The following is a 19,427-nucleotide window of genomic DNA, read 5'->3' as shown; positions in this document are numbered from 1 at the left end:
ATGATTTCTGAACGACTTATCCAGCGTGATTGGACGAAAACAATGACTTCCGCTGCAAGTGCCGTATATGGAGCGGTCAGTTACACCGATAAAAAAGCGCTTTCCCTTGTAGACGTTATGGGGTTCACTGGACACGCCTTCCGGCTTAATATCGATCCAATTGAAGTAAACGTCGCAGGTCCAACATCTTTTCCTGGTGGTTATATTCTTCGCAGGAATTTATGCAACTTGKGCTATACCAGCAATATGGGAGAAGCCTCTACACCTGTATCTCCTGACAATTTGGAGCAAACGATAGCACTTATTCAGCGATCTATTGACAAAGGCTATCCAGCTATCGTCTTCGATCTATTTATTCCGGAATTCGGACTGATTTACGGTTACGACGACGATATGCAAATCTTTAATGCTAAGGATGTCTCGCAAGAAGGTACAATTACATACGCAGATTTCGGTCGACCTAAAATTCCTGTCTTATTTTTAGTCACAATCGAAGATAGTCTTCCTCACTCCAAATATGAGATGCTCCGTATGGCACTGGATATGATTGTGGAACACGCTCGTGGGCGCGAGTGGACATATAACTTCAAAGACCGTTATACGCAAGGACTAAAAGGGTATGATGCGTGGATCCAAGTTATGGAGAATCGAAACGCTGACGAGTTCGGTAATGCTTACAACATTGCGGTTGCAGCTGATGCTAGAGAATTTGCTGTCAAGTTCCTTCGAGAAGTGTCCATCAAATGGGACGGCAGCAATGTCGTGGAACGAACAGTCCGAAGCAAAGCGGCAGAGGCTGCTGCTCATTATGAAACCGTGGCAGAAGCTTTAAGTGATTTACGCGAAATCTTCCCTTTCCCTCAAGGCGGTCAGCCAAAGAATCCAATCCTAGCAGATAGCGCTATTAAACTATTAAATATTGCGAGAGAAGCGGAAACTAAGGGTATTGAGGTTCTCGAAAAGCTATTGCACTTTATGAAAGCTTATCACTCGGATATTTGGATTAAACCGTCGTCGAATTGATTATTTAATAGCTATTAGAACACTATGCGAATATGAAATAATTGAATCTCATGCTAAAAGAAAAGTGTCGGCCCATGCGTAGTTGCATGGGCCTCTCAAGATTTATCGATGTTGTTCATATCTATTCAATTGAGTTAGCTTACGAAGTAGGGTAACCTCATCTTCTGTTAAAGGCGGTCCCTCTGCTGCGTCGATATTGTCCAACAATTGATGCATCGAGCTGGCTCCTGGGATGGTCACAGCGACCGTTGGATGCGATAACGCATAGCGAATTGCAAGCTGGCTTAGATTGCGATCACTTGAATCGGCTAGCTCCTGTAATTGGGGATGAAGGGTGAAAAGTGATTCTGCTGTGTAATCAAGATATCCTTTCTGAAGCCGCCCCTGTCCTCCGCTCGACAGAATTCCTTTCGCCACTGGACCGCGAGCTATCATACTGATCGAATGCTCGGCAAGCCAAGGCAACACGGCTTCCTCCGGCCGTCGATCCAATAAGCTATATTGACTCATGATGCTAACCATCGACGAGCGGTTTGTATATTCACGAATGACATTAGGACGAATCGAGGAAATACCATAATAGCGAATGACCCCCTCACGCTTCAATTGTTCAAAGGCTTCGATCGTCTCATCGATCGGGTCCTCCAGCGTACCCCCGTGCAATTGATATAGATCAATGTAATCCGTACGCAGCCTTTTCAAACTATCTTTGACCGCGGAGAGTATGTATGCTTTGGACGCATCCCATGCCCAGCCATCTTGGCCGGGAATTCGTCGATTACCAACTTTTGTGGCTAAAATAAGTTCCTCACGGCGGCGATCACGAATCGCTTGTCCGACGATTTCTTCATTGAGACCTTCTTCGTACAAATCTGCCGTATCTATAAAATTTACCCCTCGATCCAATGCTGCATGAATCATCTCGATTGCGAGCCGTTGATCTGTGCCTAACGACATGCAGCCTAAGCCAACCTCGCCTACCATGAGCTCCGAAGTGCCTAATCGATTTCGTTTCATTGGTATGTCCCCCTCCGATATCGTGTTCTAATTCCTATATGATATCTCAAAAAGGGCATTTCCGGCTATGGACGAAAAGACGATTTGAGAAACGAATACCCGTGAAAGCGTTCAATAATAAAGTCTTGATAGCAGTAGCGATGCAGTTGGCCGGAAATAATCCGTGATGGAAAAAACACAAAAACCTCCAGCTATCTCGAACAATTACGGTATGAGCCGTAAAATCCGAAACGAACTGGAGGTTTGATGTCAACTATTCTCTGCTTAGCAGCCGTTCCCAAAGCTATTCTTCTTCGATTGCAAAACCTCAGCGAGGAACGTCAAGGTTAACCCTTGTCCCCAACCTTGGATGCGTTTGTCTGGCACGCCTTTGTAGCCTTCTGCATTTTTCATGACAGCCGTTCCCGCGGATACACCAGTTACTGTGCCTTCCTCGGTAATACGCGCTAAGATACCGTCGATCGACTTCTGTGTATATTTGTTGTACAGTCTGCCGCGCGTTAGCAAAGCGGTGGCAATTCCGGCTGATCCTGAAGTCTCCAGCGGAGCTGTCGGATCATTCAGAATGGTGTGCCACAAGCCTGATTCATCTTGCAATCGGACAAGTGCGCTTAGTTGATCACGCAATGAGCCATCAATAATCATGAACGAAGGATGCGTAACTTCAACGAGATGAAGTGCTCGCGCCATCGTGAGAGCAGCCCAGGAGTTTCCGCGTGCCCAGAACATAGCGGACATATTATTTTGAGCGATATTGTCCCATCCATGATAGTACAGGTTGGTTCTCGCATCTTGTAGGACGTTCTCATGTCCATGATACTGCTTCAAGCCAAGCTCGAAATAGTCATCATTATTCAGTAGTGTACCAACACGAAGCAGGAAGTAACCAGCCATAAACATCGTATCTACCCAAGCTTGTTCTGGAAAGTTATACGTTTCGGAATTAACCGTATGTTGGAGGATATCTTCTCCAAACCGCTCCGCTTGTGTCGCAAGGAATTCCGCCATTTCCTTTACCGTGTCTAGATATTTCTCTTCTTTTGTCACGTCATATAGAGTAAGAAGGGAGTGTCCGATGGACACCGCATTGACCGAAAGCTTCGGCAAGCCATCCTCCATATTTTCATCCACCCAAGCCTTCAACCTAGTTAGATACGATTCATTCCCAGTTGCCGCATAAGCTTCGCAAACCCCATAAAATGCGACACCTCCTGGCCAATCCCATCCGAAGTCCATACGAAACGTGCGATCTACCACACGGTCGATGGCTGATCTGATATCATTTTCCTCAAATACTAATTTCGGCATGTCTATAAGCTCTCCTCTCATCTTCTATCCTTTCAAGCCGCTTGTGCTGATCCCTTCAACAATGTACCGTTGGAAAATGAAGAACACGACAACAATCGGTACCAGTGACGCGGATGCCATTGCGAACATGCCCCCCCAGTTGTTCACTGACTCTCCATCCAAGAAAAGTTTCAAGGCCAGGGACACAGGGTACATACTCGGCTTATTTAAGTAAAGCAGCGGGTTTATGAAATCTTCCCAGCGCCAGTAGAAGGAGAAAATCGTTGATGTAATGAGCGCTGGCACGATTAGTGGAACCAAAATCCGGAAAAAGATGCTGTATTTGCTACAGCCGTCCATTTTCGCAGCTTCATCAAGCTCAATGGGAATCGTCCGAATGAACTGCATAATCAGGAAGATAAAGAAAGGAATCGCAAAGAACTGCGGTACGATGATCGGCTTAAAGGATCCAATCCATTCTAACTTCGCAAACAATACGTATTGCGGAATAATTGTAACATCGTGCGGCAGCATCATCGTTAGCATCATACAACCGAACCAGAAGTTTCTTCCGAAAAATGGGATACGGCCAAACGCATAAGCAACGAGGGCTGAACTGACCACCGCGCCGATCGTAGATAGGATCACGATATAGAACGAGTTCATGAAAAAGCGACCAAATGAATTTCCTGCGAAGCCTCTCCAGCCCGTTTGAAAGTTCTCCCAAGCGATCTTGCTCGGAATCAAGCTGTACGCGGTTGAAAAAATTTCACTATTTGGCTTCAACGAGCTCGCAAGCAACCAAATGATTGGGTACATCATCACAAGTGAACATAGGACTAAAAGGAGATGATAGCCAAAGCGTTTGTAGTTAATCGAATGTGCCATGTTATTTCTCTCCTTTGTTTTCATAGTAAACCCAGTATTTCGATGTTTGGAAAATAACGAGTGCAATGATACCGACAAGTATTAACATGACCCATGCCATTGCGGAAGCGTAACCCATTTCGTAGAATTGGAATGCTCTGCGGTATAAGTACAAAGAATAAAGTAATGTATTGTCCAGCGGTCCACCTTCGCCACGTGAGATGATATAGGCTGGCGTAAAGGTCATGAACGCAGAGATGGTTTGCATAATCAGGTTAAACAGGATAATTGGGCTGAGCAACGGAAGCGTAATTTTGAAGAACTGGCGAATTTTATTCGCACCGTCTACGCTAGCTGCTTCATAGTAAGACGCTGGAATGTTTTTGAGACCTGCAAGGAAGATGAGCATGGAAGAACCGAACTGCCAGACGGACAAAGCAATCAGTGTCCATAGCGCCGTCGACGGGTTGCCGATCCATGATGTATCTGTGTGAATCCCAATAACACCAAGTGCGGAATTGACCAAACCTTTATCTCCGAATACTTGCGTCCACATGATGGAAACTGCCACGCTGCCGCCGATCAAAGAAGGCAAGTAGAACGAGGAGCGATAAACGCCGATACCTGAGACAGCTTTATTAAGCAGAACCGCTACCATTAATGCGAATGCGAGTCGTAGTGGCACGCTGGCGAACACGTACGTAAAGGTTACACTGACGGATTTCCAATACTTATCATCCGCGGTGAACATTTTTTCATAGTTGTCAAAACCGATAAAATTCGGTGCATCAAACAAGTTGTAATCCGTAAATGAATAAAAAAGTGATGAAATGATCGGATACAGTGTGAAGATGAGAAATCCCAGAATGAAAGGGGAAGCAAATATGTACCCCACCAGGTTATCGTTATAACGCAGCTTGTTCATTGGTGATCAACCCCTAACCTTGATTTATGAAGCGGAAGCCTCGCTTCCTCTCTTCTCTACCTTTATTATAAAAGAGTTGATTCGCTGCCAGAAGGCAAAAAACCGTTGTGTTTGTATAAATAACAGAGTGATAATAGCGGTTACATCGTACTATTGGAAGGTCATTTCTATCGTGGGATGTGGCAGGCTCGGGTGTTACGTAGCCTCAACTTTCGATTGAGAACTAAAGCTGACGACCTCGACGGATTCGCCTCCCCACCTGCTCTTTAGTGATGAAAAACATCACTAAAGCTGACGATCTCGTCTGAACGATGAAAAGCCTCCGCACGATAAACATGCGGAGGCTCTCGGACCAAGCTTATTTTTTGTTTTTAGCTAAGATTGCGTTCGCGTCCTTACGGAATTTGGCTGCGCCTTCTTCAACAGTTAATTTTTTGTACATGATTTGTTCAGCCGTATCTTTAAGCAGTTTCTCTACTTCAACGGAACCAATTGGGCTTGGCGGATCCATTGGAGAAGCGTTTTTCTCTGCCCAAGCTACGTACTCAAATACTTTCTTTTGTTCTGGCGTCAATAGCGGCATCAAAGCTTCTTTCACTTTGGAGGAAACCGGTACACCGCGCTCGCCCATGATGATCTTGTTCGCATCGATATCATTGATCAAGAAGTCAACGAATTTGGCTGCTTCTTCTTTATTCTTAGAGCTTTTGGACACAGACCAGAACATACTTGGTTTCAAGAATAGGGCTTTGTTTTGACCCCAGCTTGGCGTTTTCATTACATCCAGTGTACGTTTAGCCGCTGTATTGAAACCAATAAATTGGTTGGACCAACCGAATGTAGCAAGCGCATTGCCTAGTACCATTTCGTCGTCTTCTGCCGTTCCTTTTTTCTGTGCTAGCTTATCAAGCGGCAGCAAGTAACCGGAATCATACAATTTTTTATACATCGTGTAATAGTCAACAAAGGCTTTATCATCGGTATAACCAAGACTAGCTCCATCTGCCGCGTATAGTTTCTGACCAACACTTCTCAGATAGAATGGGAAGTATACGTCATGACGAAGATCTCCTGCAAGCAACTTGCCTTTGGCTTTCAGCGTCGCGCCAACTGCGTCCAAGTCAGCGAAAGCCCAATCTTCTTTCAGTGTAATGCCATTGTCTTTCAGCATTTGCGGATCAATCGTAGCGCCAAGTGCATTGGAACCTGCATTCATCGCAACCAGTTTACCGTCAATTTTACCGCCGGAAATGTTGTTTTCAGCAATATCTTTCACATTCAGCACGCCGCTCGTTGTAAATGGTGTCAAATCTTCCAGTTGCCCTCTAGTTCCGTATTGAGTCAAGTAGGAGATATCCATTTGAAATACGTCAGGTAATCCATTCGCAGCAGCCTGCGGTGCAAGCTTCTTCCAATAATCGTCGAATGCGGCATATTCCGATTCGATTTTCACATTCGGGTGCTTCTGCTGATACAATTCAATTACTTTCAATGTATAGTCATGACGTGCTTGTCCGCCCCACCAAGAAACACGCAAAGTAACTGGATCTGCTTTGGCACTTGTCGTTGGTGCTGCACTTGCTGCTGGGCTTGTGCCTGTGCTCGGTGTGCTTGTTGATCCGCTAGAACCACTTGTACCACAACCTGCAAGTAGTAACGCGGCTGAGATTACTGTAAACATGACTTTTTTCATCTGTCATTTCCTCCCCAAAGTTGTAATCGTTTTCTTTCTACTCGTATTATGCCGCTGGAAGGAGCAAACGTTAATCCAAAATACAGACCTATTTGTTTAAAATGCAGAGGTGTCTGTCGATTTCATGTACTCMGATGGGGTTGAACCTCGGTATTTTTTGAATACTTGACTAAAATATTGTGGATTGTCTCCGAAACCAAGTCGTTCAGCGAGTTCGAAAATTTTGATATCCGCATCCTCAGCGATCAACTCGGTGGCTCTATTAATTCTTGCTTTCATGACATAATTGGAAAATTTCTCACCTGTTTCCTTCTTGAATAGTTTCCCGAGATAGTCTGCATTCATATACAGCATTTCATGCGCTACCCAATTCAAACTGAGCTCGGAGTTCCCTAACTGAGTAGTGATTACATCAATGACCTTTTGAACAATCGCACTATGCTTCACTTTGTTAAGTCCATAGAATCGTTCCGTCATCGTAATGACAACATTCTCCATAAACGTTTGAATCGTTTGCAGTGTGTTCATTTCAACAATCAAGGGAATTTGGGTGAAATACTGATTCATTTCTTCGGGTGCGCACTGTCGAACTAGCGATACAAATTGCTGAATAACGTACGATTTCGTCACATCAATATCAAGCTGAGCTTCTTTCAAGCCCCCAATAAAAGCACGTAACGCTGCTTCCGCTTCCTCACGATGACCGGATCTCACCGACATATTGAGACGTTCCTCATCCCAACCCAGCTCCTTCGGTGAAGCTTCTTGAGAGCCTTCGGTATCCTTACGAGTAATGAGACTGCCCTCCCCCAAATAAAAGCGATAGTTCAGCAAATGAAGGCATTGCCTATACAGCGTTCTTGCTTGTGTTATGTGGCTAGGCTCACTAAGTGCGATCGTAACATCCCTTTTATAATAACTTTGAAAAGTGTCTCGTATATGGTAGATCCGCTCATGGAGCTGATCAATGTGATCTGATTCTTCCAGTAAAATTAAGACATGATTCCCAATTGTCGTACTGAGGAGAGGACTAACTAGGATTTCCTGAGCAATATTTTTGATGGCGAACAATAGCTCAAACTCGAACCCCTCTTCCAACTGAAACAAGAGAAGTCGAATTTGGTAATCAAAGTCAAGCTTAAATAAGCTTCGGAAATAGTCCCAATCCACTTTGCCATACGTCTTATTCGTCACAAACTCCTTGAGAAATTGTTCTTTCACATGCGGCATCACTTTCTCAAGCTCCGCTTTCATGTTCCGAACGAACGACTCTTTACTTGTCTCCTGGTCAAGCTCAGCCACGATTTCCTTCAGCGCTTCCCCGATCTTCACCTCATTCGTTGGCTTGAGTAGGTAATGCTTAACGCCATACTGCATCGCTCTGCTCGCATAGTCAAATTCACCAAAACCTGATAGCAGCACGAAACGAATATGTGGATATGCCTCATGCACACGCGCCACAAGCTCAAGCCCATCCATCCCAGGCATACGAATATCACTTATGATAATATCAGGCGCTTGTCTCTGTATAATTTCAAAAGCTTCTACACCATTACGCGCAGTCCCCATAAGCTCCGTTTGCAAGGAAGACCACTCCACCATACGTGAGATGCCATCCAGGATAATACGCTCATCATCAACTAACAATACGTTATACATTCCTTATTCCTCCTGTCCTTTAGGTAAACTTAAAATGATAGAAGCCCCCTGCTTGGCTGACTCATCCACTCGAATTCCGTACGCTTCGCCAAAAGCAAGCTTAATCCGATCATCAATATTCAGGAGTCCGATCCCTTTCCCCTTCGTCGTTACTTCACCGCTACGCAGTCTTTCAATAAGGCCACTTGGAATCCCTGGTCCCGTATCATCAACAGCAAGGAAAATGCCATCTTCTGTACTCCAACCTCGAATTGTAATTTCACAAGGCTCCATGATTGACTCTAGTGCATAATGAATGGCATTCTCCATCAGAGGCTGGAGGGTCAGCTTGGGAATAGCCCGACTCATTAATTCTTCAGGCACATCCAACCTGAACACCAATCGCTCTTCGAAGCGAATTTTCTGAATCGTTACATAGCTGCGAACGATATCGATTTCTTCACCGAGCGTAATGATGGGTTCCTTCAGATCGACAGAGTGGCGAAGTAAATAAGCCAGTGCTTCCACCATCTCGGAAATTTTGGATTGTCGATTTACTTTGGCCATCCAATTAATCGATTCCAACGTGTTATACAGAAAATGCGGGTTAATTTGGGACTGCAGCGCTTTAAATTCCGTTTCTTTAATGAGAAGTCGATTCGCATAATTCTCCTGAATTAACGTATTAATCCGTTCGATCATGAATCGGAAGCTTCGCTGCAAGAGACCTATTTCATTCATGGCTACCTGCCCGCCTGGCGGAAATAAATTCGCCTCTTCGAAGTTCCCTTTCTCCGCCAGCTTCATCCGCACCATCAACTCGTCAATGGGCCTAGTTAAGCTGTACGAGAAACGTATGCCTAACAAAATCACGACTACGAAAATAGCAATAAAGACAAAAACAACCATTTCCTTAATAAAGATGATGCGGTCAAATATTTGATTAAATGGGGTAATGTTCAAGTAAGTCCAACCTGTATTCAGTGACTGGATTTGGGCAATGAAATATTCTTCGCCATTAATTTTCTGGATTTCATAACCTTTACCAGCGTCCATTGGCTTCCTAATCCGACTCCAATCGAAGGATGGTTCTTTAGGAAAGATCACATGTTCATCGGAAACAATCAGAACATCACCCTCTTCGGGTGCGATATCGCGTACAAGCTTCTCAATATTGATTCGAATGACAAGCGTTCCTAAATAGTCCAAATCAAAATTCGTTTTGTGAAAGGAGCGGATTTCCCGCGTTGCAATCAAGGCAGAATCATTGCTGTCCGGGTATATCCAACGATTTTCCCCATTACCTTCCGCAGCCACATTCAAGATGTGCCTTTTCCGTTCAGCGTCCATTCTTAGAATGTTGCCGCCCTCATGCTCATTTCCTTTGGCATCCATAATTTGAATGGAATATAAATAAGGTTCCTCTCCGGAATAGCTGATTAGTCGATCTACCAAGTATTGACTTATGATGAGTCGATCATAATCAGATGGATTCTTTTTGAGAGAAGTCAACCATTCCTGAACTTGTTCTTCTGCTAATATCCGGTAGGAGAGCTGTTGCAATCGCTTAAGCTCCGTTTCAATCGCGGTAGACGATAAATTGAGTACGCGTGAAGATTTATCATAAATTTGCCCATCGTAGATCGAAAACACATATTGCTGGATCAGAATGGTAAATGCCAAAGAAACCGCAATAATCATCGTTATCAAAATCGACAACTTATTTTTGATCTTCATATGCCGATATGTATCAAGGACTGCACGTAATCCCATAGTTGGCCGACTCCCTATTTCGTTTTATCATCGATTATGTCATTCTGAAGGACAATGGTCAACGTTCAACTGTCAAAAATGAAATAGACCGCTTCCCTTAAATTCCAAGGGAACACGGTCTTGTTATTCATTTTATTCCTATGCCTAGAACAAAGCGTTCTCCTTACTTGCCTTCCGAAGGGTTCCAATCATGATACCCTTATAGCTACAGTGGAAAAATCATTCAAAAACACTGTTGTGATGGGTTTACCCAATCAGGTGAATAAATGGAAATAATACAGTTAAATCCGCGATATTTCACCTCAATAATGAAATAACTGGAAAATATGTAGTTATTTCTACCTATTTTCAGTTTAACTGACGGTTAATCGAAAAATAACAACATTTTTTCCATCTAATCTCAATTCACAGCCGTAAATCATGGAAATAGATGTATATTTTACAGTTAAGTTATTAATGGGTAGGAAGACTCCAGTTTCTTTAGGGGGCCTTGGAGTTTCAAAAGGATTTATGGTGTATCGCCTGCCGGATATTCCTAGCTTATTTGAGATTACCCCCGATAACTGCGGGGTGAGACCCCCATATACGTCGTAAATGCCCGTGTAAAGGCATATAACTCGGAATAACCCAACGAATAGGCGATTTCTGTTACCGATAACGACGTGGTTTTGAGCAGTTCGGCGCCCTTCTCCAAGCGCTTGGTGGCTAAGTACCGCTGCGGTGAAGTGCCATACTTCTTCAAAAAGGCCGCATACACATGGGACCGATGGTAGCCAAAATGGTGGGCGGCATCCTCGACCCGAATATGCTCGGTATAGTGCAAATCAAAGAAATCCTTCACCTGAGCGAGCCAGTTCTCTTTCTCTTTGGAGGCTGAGCGGTTCGCTTGCAGGTTCATTTTATAAAAAAGATCACTAAGTGTCCGCTGTTCGAGAAATATATTTTTCTTCGTCCCCGAAATGGCCCCTATCACGCTTCGCAGTGCTTCTCCAACTTCGTTATTCACCATGCCATGTAACCAATACTTCTGTGGCGTTAGGCCAAACTCCGCTGTTAATAACGGTAATTGATTGCCTTCCATTGCTAGCCAAATCATTTTCAACGGCGAAGTACTGTCTTCCGTTTGCATCGTTTCGTATACATAAGGGCGTCCGGGAAATAAGCAAAATAAATCCCCCTCGCTTAATTCAACGGTATGGTCAAGTGAAGTCACCCTTACCTTGCCTTGCACAATCCAATGAAAGCTCGTCTGCTCAATCACTTTGGGCCCTATGTGATACGTGGACTTGGCGATATTCTGCCCTGCTCGTACAATCCAACAGCCGCTTGCTGTTTGAAAAGGGTGGGGAATAGCGAACCAAACATCGGCAAATTCCATCTCATACTCTTGCATCTCGGAACCCCTCTTTCCCAAGTAACTCATCACCTAATTTTACGAAAAAGTAGACATAATGACAACTTTCTAACATTCTATCATGTTAATTTCCCACTCGTATTTCTATACTGAACCTAGCATGTAAGAAGAATAAAGAAAGGCGGAACTGCCCCTTGAAGAAACCAAATATTCTACTCATCACAAGTGATCAGCAGCATTGGAACACGATTGGCGCTTTTAATCCAGAGCTATCTACGCCTAACTTGGATCGACTCGTTCAAGAAGGAACAACATTTACAAGGGCTTATTGCCCCAATCCGACTTGTACACCGACTAGATCTTCCATTATAACCGGACAATATCCTAGCCAACATGGTGCATGGACGCTCGGCACGAAGCTATTGGAAGATCGACATACCGTTGGTGAAGATTTCAAGAAAGCCGATTATCGCACAGCACTGATCGGTAAAGCACATTTCCAACCGCTCAAAAGTACAGAGGAATATCCCTCACTAGAAGCTTATCCAATCCTGCAGGACTTGGATTATTGGAAAGCATTTGACCAACCTTTCTATGGCTTTGACCATGTTGAATTAGCACGGAATCATACGAATGAAGCTCATGTGGGACAACATTATGCGCTATGGATGGAGGAGAAAGGGCTCACGAACTGGCGGGATTATTTTTTAGCTCCGACTGGCACCATGGACCCTAATCAGCTGCATCATTGGGCTATTCCGGAGGAGTTCCACTATAATACGTGGATTGCTGAAAGAACGAATGCACTGCTAGAACAATACAAGGAGTCCGATGATGGCTTCTTCCTATGGTCGAGCTTCTTCGATCCACATCCCGACTATTTAGTCCCTTCGCCATGGGACACGATGTATGATCCAGAGAAGTTGACCATCCCAACTGTCACACCTGGCGAGCATGAGAAGAATCCACCACACTTTCAGCTCACACAAGAAGAGAATCCCGACTTCTCTTATCTGCAAGAAAGCGGCTATGGCGTACATGGCTATCACTCGCATTCCCGCCTACCTGAAAGTGAACGAAAGCAACTCGTGGCTACCTATTACGGGATGATCAGCTGCATGGACGCACACATTGGCCGCATTTTGGATCGGTTGGACGAGCTTGGGCTTGCCGAGAATACGATCGTTGTATTTACCACGGATCACGGTCATTTCTTTGGCCAGCATGGCCTACAATATAAAGGCGGCTTCCATTATGAAGATTTGATTAAGCTCCCTTTCATCGTCCGATATCCGGGTCAAGTTCCTGCGGGTAAAACGTCGAGTGCGATCCAATCTCTCGTCGATCTCGCACCTACTTTCCTCTCCATGGCTGGTCTGCCGATCCCTTGCTTCATGACGGGTGTCGACCAAAGCAGTGTATGGACAGGTCAAGCAGAACGCGCGCGCGACCATGCGATTTGCGAATTCCGTCACGAGAAGACGACCATTCATCAGAAAACATATGTAAATGATCGATATAAGCTAACGGTCTACTATAATCAAACGTATGGCGAACTCTTTGACCTCCAAGAGGATCCAGGTGAAATTCGCAATCTATGGGATGATCCTGATTTTAAAGATTTGAAATCCCGCCTGATGCTTTCCTATATTTGGGCGGAGCTTGGGAAAGAACCGATAGCCATGCCACGGATTTGGCATGCTTAGTTAGTCCTCTCCTACGACCATTTACGAAAAAGCTCCCGCGAATAAATCGCTGGGAGCTTCTATGTATTACAAAACCGTTTGAAAACCTGACTTATCGGCATGCTTATAATTAATTCCTGAATCACGCGTAGATATGACCATCATATCACGCCAAATCAGTAAATCCGTCACCTCGGCTTGTGCATTTAACGCGTGCAGAATAATGTTGCCACTGATCTCGCTCAACTTATACAGCCCCGTATTGGCACACACGTAGACTTCGCCGCGATGCGTGACTAAGCGATTCAAGAACATCCCATCGAACCGATGTTGATTGAATCCGCCATTCTTATTGCCCACGATCAAGCCACCACGTTCCGTCGTCCCGACCAGCATCGTGTTGAACACGGCTAAACTAGTCACCGCTTGATGGAGAGGCATACTGCACCAATCTCCCGTAAATAAATCATAGAAGGCAACGCCATCCTCATAGCCCAGGAATATAAAATGAGGTGTCACTAACAAATCATAAGTTTTCTTCCCTCGGTAGGCCAGCGGCAGCCATTCATCATCATTTCCACAGAGCAACCCGTTCTCCGTGAGAACAAATCGATCCCCCCAGCCAATCGCCGCATAACAGGGATCGGTGATGCTCGTTTGCTGCCATATGTCATCCTCTAAAAGATATAATCCGTGGCTCGTAGAAGCGAATAACTGCGTCTCCACCCAATCTAATCGGTATACATGAACTTGCGCTGGCAACCCTTCAGATGCGCTTTCCCAGGAACGTAACGGCGAGAACTGGACCACACCATGTCCTTCCGTTCCCGCATACAATACCCCTTCTCGGGATGCGGTCAACGTAGTAAACTTTAGGGACAGCAAGTCAGTGGATTGCCAAGTCGAATTTATTTCCATGAAGTCCGTCCTCTCCGAATTTCTGCACTCTATTCGTCCACTTTTTCTCGAATTCATTCTTTAACACATGTTGTGTCCGAGCAGCAGGTGGTCATGTATACCATGGGTTGATCGCGTGATAAGCTGTGAATTGGGTAAGCTGTTGCCAATTCAAATCATGCGTATCTGTCCCACGATCTTATTCTCGCTATGTTCCATATCGACTAGCCCCCTCATGATGCCGTTCACTCTCGTCACCTATTGATAATCATTTTCATTTAAGTTCTACAACGAATGATAATGGTTCTCAATAGTATTGTCAAGAAAAAGGGATACATTTAGGAGCCTTTTGACAATATGTCAGAAAACGACACCGACTTTCGAGCGACATCGCATCCGAAATGCGTTAATCTATGAAAAATGATTCATAGGAGGCGTACTAGGATGCAAAACTTACAAATCTGCGGATTGGGTTTTATCGTGCTATGTATTATGTACTATCTCGTCATTGATGTTTTCGAGAAGAGTAAGCGCCTCAGACAGACGGCTTCCAACTTGCAAGAGCCTCTGACCGCAGTGATACCTCCTGTTACCATGAAAGTCGCTCCTCCCATTCAGGAAGGTGTGTATCCCATGTATATCGACTGTAGTCGCAACGAACAATTTATCCCGCCACACTCGAATAACGCCTTAACCCCTGCGACCATATAAAATATGCCCCCATTACGACCACCGACGTTACGGCTGGAATGCCCCAAGCGGCCCAGCCGTACTGTTCTGGTCGCAATAGATAAGCCGCTGGATAGAAGCTAGCCAATGAATACGGAATAATGTAAGTTAACAATCCACGTAGAATCGGATGAAAGATTTGCATGGGATACCTTGTAAAATCGTAGAGCCAAGTTACTGGATAAATGAGCGACCGAATCTCCTGAAACCAGAACGTTAATACACTAATCGTTAGTAGAATAGAGAATTGTATGAGAGCACTACATAATAAGGCAATGACGACATATAACACATTCAAGATCGTCCAACTCATATCCAAATGAGACGCCGCATAGCCCATAATTGCAATGCCTGTAATCAACTGGCCGACGCCATTCAATTCTTGCGAGTAGCCTATGGTTTGAAAAAGCACACCTACTGGCCGCACCATCATCATATCCATTCGTCCATTCCGAATGTTGCCTGTTAGCATGAAAGGCGCATTGAAAAAGGTTTGATTCAGTGCACGACCCGTGGCCGCAAGTCCGAACATAAAGACTAACTCGTTGTAGTCCCAGCCTGCCAACATCGGAATGCGTTTGAAAATAACCGTCAAAAAAATCAGCGTACTTCCCTGCGCAATGATCCCCGCAATGACCGCAATGATCGTATCCGCACGATATGCAACCAACGTTTTGACATACACTTTTAGAAAATGACCATACATCCCAATCAGATACGCTACCTGCTGCATGAAGCTTCTCTTTGGTGCCAACATCTTCTCACCCCCCGTTAATCGCTAGTCGCTTCGCCGCTTTCATCCACAACAATCGACTAATGACAATCATAACTAGCGCCCACGCAAGCTGCTCCAATAGCGCATACCCCATATGAATTCCCGTCAACTTGCCTGTATAAATCGATAAGGGTATATAGGCCATCGCTTGAAAAGGTAAATAGGTTAGGATCGTTTGGAGGCATCTGGGAAAGAAATCGAATGGGATCAACGTCCCTGCGAAAATATCCATCATCGCTCGCTTCGCCAACTGTACCCCGAACGTATTCGTGGTCATGAACGAAATCATCATGATAATCGAGTTAATACTGAACGCCACCAAGAAACCGATGATAAGACTTAATAGAAAGGCCGCTCCGGAAGCTAAGCTCGTTGGTGATTGAATGCCAAGCCCAAAGATCAGGAGCAGAAGCGCGGGAATATTCACCCACAACATTTCCACTTCAAAAAAGCCTGCGGCTTCTACAAATCGTTGGACTTGGAAGTCCACCGGTCGGATCAGATCCAGCGCAATGTCCCCAGAACGGACACGTAACGCCATAGCATAGGTGGGCGCACGTTCTGCAGGTGACCAGCGGGCAAAGTTTATCGTTTGGCCTACCATGACATAGGTAATTAATTGCTCCCAAGGCAACACCTGCCCGCTGCCATACAGATAGATCGCTTTCCACAGCATGTAATAAAGGACACAGAACATGAGCGTTGACACGAGTGTCATGATAAAATCGAATCGAAACTGCATGCGCTGGCGAACCGCAATTCGGGACATTCCGCCTAGTCGTTGAAGGGTATTCATGAGCTGACGACCACACCTTCCAACTCACGATTAGGCTCCTGTGGCGAGCTTGCAATACCTTCCCGATAGATCCGGGAAATTAAGGCGTCAATGTTCTCGTCTTGCATGGTCAGATCACGCGGTTGTGCGTTCTCTAACAGATGCTTAAGTAATGTGGACGTATCAATGTGATGCTGATCATAAGAAATTTTGAGCATCCGCTCTTCAACGCATGTAATCACATCAAAGCCAATGAATAGCGAAGCAGCCGCTTCGGCCAGACTTGTATCTTCAAAGGTAGCTTTAATTTGACGCTCTGTCGCATAATGGTCACGAATATGCTGCAAGCTGCCATCATAAATGAGACGCCCCTTATCAATAATCATCGTCCGGTGACACAACCGTTCGATATCATGCATGTCATGTGTTGTCAGCAGCAGCGTGACGCCCTTTTCCCGATTGATCTTCTCGATAAAAGCACGAATTCGCTCCTTCGCCACAACATCGAGTCCAATCGTAGGCTCATCCAGAAAGAGGATATCCGGCTCGTGCAGCAAGGACGCAAGGATTTCACAACGCATCCGCTGACCAAGTGAAAGCGTTCTCACCGGACGATTAAGTAGATGCTCCACTTCGAGAACCTCTGCAAATTCACGTAAATTTCTATGGTATTGCTCCCAAGAAATGCTATACATATACCTTAATAAATCATAAGAATCCTTCACAGGCAAATCAAACAGCAGCTGACTTCGTTGTCCAAATACGACACCAATTTGATAGGAGCTCATTTTTCTGCTCTTATGCGGGATCAAGCCCGCTACCTCAATACTTCCACCGCTCGGTTCCAAGATGCCTGTCAACATTTTGATCGTTGTCGATTTGCCCGCACCATTGGGTCCCAAATAGGCAACGCTCTCTCCTTTTTCAATGGAAAAAGAAATATCTTCCACCGCGACCATCTCTCGCTTCTCGGGCTTGATTAAKCTCCGAATCGTGGCAAATCGCCCCGTTCGTCTCACATCGGTTTCAAATGTTTTCCTTAAATGCTTAACCTCAATTAACGACAATGCGCTCTCCCCCTGGTTGCGATAGTCTGACCTGAATCTCATCCATTATATCAGCGTTTTCCAAATGTAGGTAACTACTTTTTCACAGCAAGAGAGGAAAGAAGCCCATCATCCGAAGATGACAGGCTACGTTGACTGGCTTAGTATAGCGGATATTTGACACGCAAATCTTCACGGAACAAGACGCTGGAATCGTTGCGGATATAGTGGCACACATACGAGCGGCGCCAGCGATCCTTGCTGCGATTTTTGTAAGACGAGTGAATGAGCAGCTCATGAAAAAATAAAATGTCCCCTTTTTCCATGACGACTGGAATTTCTTGTGCAAGATCGACACCTTCGGTTTCATCGGTCCAGCTTTCATGCTCTTCGAGATTCGTTACTTTCCCATGTGGCAGCAAGCCTAGCTTGTGTGTGCCAGGAATAACCCATAAACAGCCGTTTTCTTCGTCAACCAGTTCCTCCAAAGCAATCCAAGCCGCAATCATCGATTTCGGATCATCCTTGATATAATAATAGTCCTGATGCGGCGCTTGGCCTGGGGAGCCTGGTTCCTTATAGAAGTACATACTTTGCACACAAACGGCCTCGTCACCCATCATTTGAGCTAGCGCACCGCGAACGACAGGGAGCTTCATGACTTGTAGCGAGAAGCCGTCATGTTTATGCGGATTAAATAATCGTACCGAGAACCGCTCCTTATCGCTTACTTCCTGACCGCCTTTTTTGGGGAGCGCCCATTCGGCTATCTCATCTGCTGAGCGGATCGAGTGAATGTGTCCGTTAAAGGCATCGACAAGATCTTCACTGCACCCTTTTTTCAACAAATAATACCCATGCTCATGAAAAAACGCCAATTCTTTCTCCCCTAACGGTGCCAATCGATCCTTAACTTGACTTTCCATAGCCAATTCCCCTTTCAAAATGCAAGCTCGAGCTATATACTTAGCATACAGTCGTACTCCCATTTCGAACATGGCTGTGATTGATGATTATATATCTGTAATTGATATTCAAAATGTGCGAACAATACTATTCTCTTTCATTAATTCATTGTAAAGGAACTTGCTCATGACTTCAGAATCCACAATTGACCTCCCTAAAGTACGTGCTGCTGTTGGCGGAACTGTTGTATACCCACCTGGCAGTCGGTTTGGCCCCCGTGTACAGGCGGATCTGCAACTAGTTTTGCTGCATACCGGCTCCATGATCGTGCATATTGATGAGGTTCCGCATACGATTCAGCCTGGGCAAGTGATCCTCCTGAAGCCTGGTCATCAGGAACAGTTCTTGTTCGCGAAAGAGCAAGAAACTTGGCATCGCTGGATTGCCGTTCATGTTGGCGAGCTTTCGGAGCAGCAACGCGACCAATTGGAGCAATTGCCACATACACAAGCTATAAGTGAAGAGATGAATCGATTAACCGACATCCTGATTTCCTTAAGATTGCGCTACAGTGCGACTTCAGAGACCCTTTGCAGCCTCGGACTGGCAGCTATTCAGCTATTTATTGCGGAATCGACTAGCAATCATATACAGCAGACGCACCATTCGATTCTCCATGCGAAGCAATATATCGAGCATCACTTCCATGATCATCTCTCGCTGGAAGGCATTGCCGATGAAGTCGGGTTGTCCCCTGAGCATCTGGTTCGCTTGTTTCGTAAACACGAGGGCATCACACCGATTAAATTCGTATGGCATTATCGCATTCTGCGAGCCAACGAATTACTGATCCAAACCGGCTTAGCCATTGGCGAAATCGCCATGCGCTGCGGATTCAAGAACTCGTTTCATTTTGCGCGTGTGTTCAAAAGCACGACTGGCACTACGCCTTCCGATTACCGACACGGTAATTGGCGGGGAAATGACAAAGAAGCTGATCTATGATCAGCTTCTTGTCTGTCCGCAACGGTCACGGC

Annotated in this window: 17 protein-coding genes; 4 read left to right on the top strand and 13 right to left on the bottom strand. The window is 45.2% G+C overall.

Translation table 11 applies throughout. The annotated features are described in order from the left end of the window. Positions 1-1,023: a hypothetical protein gene (locus AB4114_RS27000; RefSeq protein WP_441991242.1), complete on the top strand. Its 1,023-nt coding sequence runs from the start codon at positions 1-3 to the stop codon at positions 1,021-1,023. 102 nt (positions 1,024-1,125) lie between these two features. Here the strand turns inward: AB4114_RS27000 and AB4114_RS26995 are convergent, their stop codons facing one another. The 8 genes from AB4114_RS26995 to AB4114_RS26960 form a co-directional block, all read right to left on the bottom strand. Beyond that, positions 1,126-2,040: an aldo/keto reductase gene (locus tag AB4114_RS26995; protein ID WP_441991241.1), complete on the bottom strand. Its 915-nt coding sequence runs from the start codon at positions 2,038-2,040 to the stop codon at positions 1,126-1,128. 264 nt (positions 2,041-2,304) lie between these two features. Next, a complete protein-coding gene (locus AB4114_RS26990) occupies positions 2,305-3,348 on the bottom strand; it encodes a glycoside hydrolase family 88/105 protein (RefSeq protein ID WP_441991240.1) in 1,044 nt (347 codons plus the stop codon). Positions 3,349-3,372: 24 nt separating this feature from the next. Next, complete coding sequence (locus tag AB4114_RS26985; RefSeq protein WP_441991277.1) at positions 3,373-4,149, bottom strand: carbohydrate ABC transporter permease; 777 nt, start codon at positions 4,147-4,149, stop codon at positions 3,373-3,375. Positions 4,150-4,216: 67 nt separating this feature from the next. Further along, the gene (locus tag AB4114_RS26980) at positions 4,217-5,119 is read right to left on the bottom strand and encodes a carbohydrate ABC transporter permease (RefSeq protein ID WP_056613083.1); all 903 of its coding nucleotides are present in this window, start codon (positions 5,117-5,119) and stop codon (positions 4,217-4,219) included. Positions 5,120-5,477: 358 nt separating this feature from the next. Next, positions 5,478-6,812 (bottom strand): ABC transporter substrate-binding protein, encoded by a 1,335-nt coding sequence (locus tag AB4114_RS26975; RefSeq protein ID WP_441991239.1) that lies wholly within the window; start codon positions 6,810-6,812, stop codon positions 5,478-5,480. Positions 6,813-6,908: 96 nt separating this feature from the next. Further along, positions 6,909-8,471 carry a response regulator transcription factor gene (locus AB4114_RS26970; RefSeq protein WP_441991238.1) on the bottom strand — a complete coding sequence of 521 codons (1,563 nt, stop codon included), beginning with the start codon at positions 8,469-8,471 and terminating at the stop codon, positions 6,909-6,911. Between the two features lie 3 nt (positions 8,472-8,474). Further along, positions 8,475-10,223, bottom strand: coding sequence for a sensor histidine kinase (locus AB4114_RS26965; protein WP_441991237.1), 1,749 nt, complete (start codon positions 10,221-10,223; stop codon positions 8,475-8,477). 550 nt (positions 10,224-10,773) lie between these two features. Next, a complete protein-coding gene (locus AB4114_RS26960) occupies positions 10,774-11,616 on the bottom strand; it encodes an AraC family transcriptional regulator (protein ID WP_441991236.1) in 843 nt (280 codons plus the stop codon). A gap of 155 nt (positions 11,617-11,771) precedes the next feature. Between AB4114_RS26960 and AB4114_RS26955 the strand changes: the two genes are divergently transcribed. Next, on the top strand, positions 11,772-13,283 hold the full coding sequence (locus AB4114_RS26955; protein ID WP_441991235.1) for a sulfatase family protein: 1,512 nt from the start codon (positions 11,772-11,774) through the stop codon (positions 13,281-13,283). A gap of 66 nt (positions 13,284-13,349) precedes the next feature. Here the strand turns inward: AB4114_RS26955 and AB4114_RS26950 are convergent, their stop codons facing one another. Continuing rightward, positions 13,350-14,180 (bottom strand): hypothetical protein, encoded by an 831-nt coding sequence (locus AB4114_RS26950; protein ID WP_441991234.1) that lies wholly within the window; start codon positions 14,178-14,180, stop codon positions 13,350-13,352. A gap of 423 nt (positions 14,181-14,603) precedes the next feature. On the opposite strand from AB4114_RS26950, the gene AB4114_RS26945 reads away from it, so the two are divergent. Beyond that, the gene (locus AB4114_RS26945; RefSeq protein ID WP_441991233.1) at positions 14,604-14,870 is read left to right on the top strand and encodes a hypothetical protein; all 267 of its coding nucleotides are present in this window, start codon (positions 14,604-14,606) and stop codon (positions 14,868-14,870) included. On the opposite strand, the gene AB4114_RS26940 is transcribed toward AB4114_RS26945, so the two are convergent. The 4 genes from AB4114_RS26940 to AB4114_RS26925 form a co-directional block, all read right to left on the bottom strand. Then, positions 14,824-15,645 (bottom strand): ABC transporter permease, encoded by an 822-nt coding sequence (locus tag AB4114_RS26940; protein ID WP_441991232.1) that lies wholly within the window; start codon positions 15,643-15,645, stop codon positions 14,824-14,826. The genes AB4114_RS26945 and AB4114_RS26940 overlap by 47 nt on opposite strands. A 4-nt stretch (positions 15,646-15,649) precedes the next feature. Further along, entirely contained in the window at positions 15,650-16,459 is an 810-nt protein-coding gene (locus AB4114_RS26935; RefSeq protein WP_441991231.1) for an ABC transporter permease, read from the bottom strand. Then, positions 16,456-17,505, bottom strand: coding sequence for an ABC transporter ATP-binding protein (locus AB4114_RS26930; RefSeq protein ID WP_441991230.1), 1,050 nt, complete (start codon positions 17,503-17,505; stop codon positions 16,456-16,458). Before AB4114_RS26930 ends, AB4114_RS26935 begins: the two co-directional genes overlap by 4 nt. Positions 17,506-17,645: 140 nt before the next feature. Then, positions 17,646-18,410 carry a phytanoyl-CoA dioxygenase family protein gene (locus AB4114_RS26925; RefSeq protein ID WP_441991229.1) on the bottom strand — a complete coding sequence of 255 codons (765 nt, stop codon included), beginning with the start codon at positions 18,408-18,410 and terminating at the stop codon, positions 17,646-17,648. Between the two features lie 166 nt (positions 18,411-18,576). On the opposite strand from AB4114_RS26925, the gene AB4114_RS26920 reads away from it, so the two are divergent. Next, on the top strand, positions 18,577-19,395 hold the full coding sequence (locus tag AB4114_RS26920; protein WP_441991228.1) for an AraC family transcriptional regulator: 819 nt from the start codon (positions 18,577-18,579) through the stop codon (positions 19,393-19,395). Positions 19,396-19,427: the final 32 nt, after the last annotated feature.

The sequence above is a fragment of the Paenibacillus sp. 2RAB27 genome, assembly GCF_052115445.1.
Classification (GTDB): Bacteria; Bacillota; Bacilli; order Paenibacillales; family NBRC-103111; genus Paenibacillus_E.
This window is presented reverse-complemented; position numbering and strand designations above follow the sequence as displayed.

Coding starts and splice junctions, on each gene's coding strand:
- AB4114_RS26995 (WP_441991241.1), bottom strand. CDS start 2,040: ATGAAACGAAATCGATTAGGCACTTCGGAGCTCATGGTAGGCGAGGTT.
- AB4114_RS26990 (WP_441991240.1), bottom strand. CDS start 3,348: ATGCCGAAATTAGTATTTGAGGAAAATGATATCAGATCAGCCATCGAC.
- AB4114_RS26985 (WP_441991277.1), bottom strand. CDS start 4,149: ATGATGTACCCAATCATTTGGTTGCTTGCGAGCTCGTTGAAGCCAAAT.
- AB4114_RS26980 (WP_056613083.1), bottom strand. CDS start 5,119: ATGAACAAGCTGCGTTATAACGATAACCTGGTGGGGTACATATTTGCT.
- AB4114_RS26975 (WP_441991239.1), bottom strand. CDS start 6,812: ATGAAAAAAGTCATGTTTACAGTAATCTCAGCCGCGTTACTACTTGCA.
- AB4114_RS26965 (WP_441991237.1), bottom strand. CDS start 10,223: ATGGGATTACGTGCAGTCCTTGATACATATCGGCATATGAAGATCAAA.
- AB4114_RS26960 (WP_441991236.1), bottom strand. CDS start 11,616: ATGCAAGAGTATGAGATGGAATTTGCCGATGTTTGGTTCGCTATTCCC.
- AB4114_RS26950 (WP_441991234.1), bottom strand. CDS start 14,180: ATGGAAATAAATTCGACTTGGCAATCCACTGACTTGCTGTCCCTAAAG.
- AB4114_RS26945 (WP_441991233.1), top strand. CDS start 14,604: ATGCAAAACTTACAAATCTGCGGATTGGGTTTTATCGTGCTATGTATT.
- AB4114_RS26940 (WP_441991232.1), bottom strand. CDS start 15,645: ATGTTGGCACCAAAGAGAAGCTTCATGCAGCAGGTAGCGTATCTGATT.
- AB4114_RS26935 (WP_441991231.1), bottom strand. CDS start 16,459: ATGAATACCCTTCAACGACTAGGCGGAATGTCCCGAATTGCGGTTCGC.
- AB4114_RS26925 (WP_441991229.1), bottom strand. CDS start 18,410: ATGGAAAGTCAAGTTAAGGATCGATTGGCACCGTTAGGGGAGAAAGAA.
- AB4114_RS26920 (WP_441991228.1), top strand. CDS start 18,577: ATGACTTCAGAATCCACAATTGACCTCCCTAAAGTACGTGCTGCTGTT.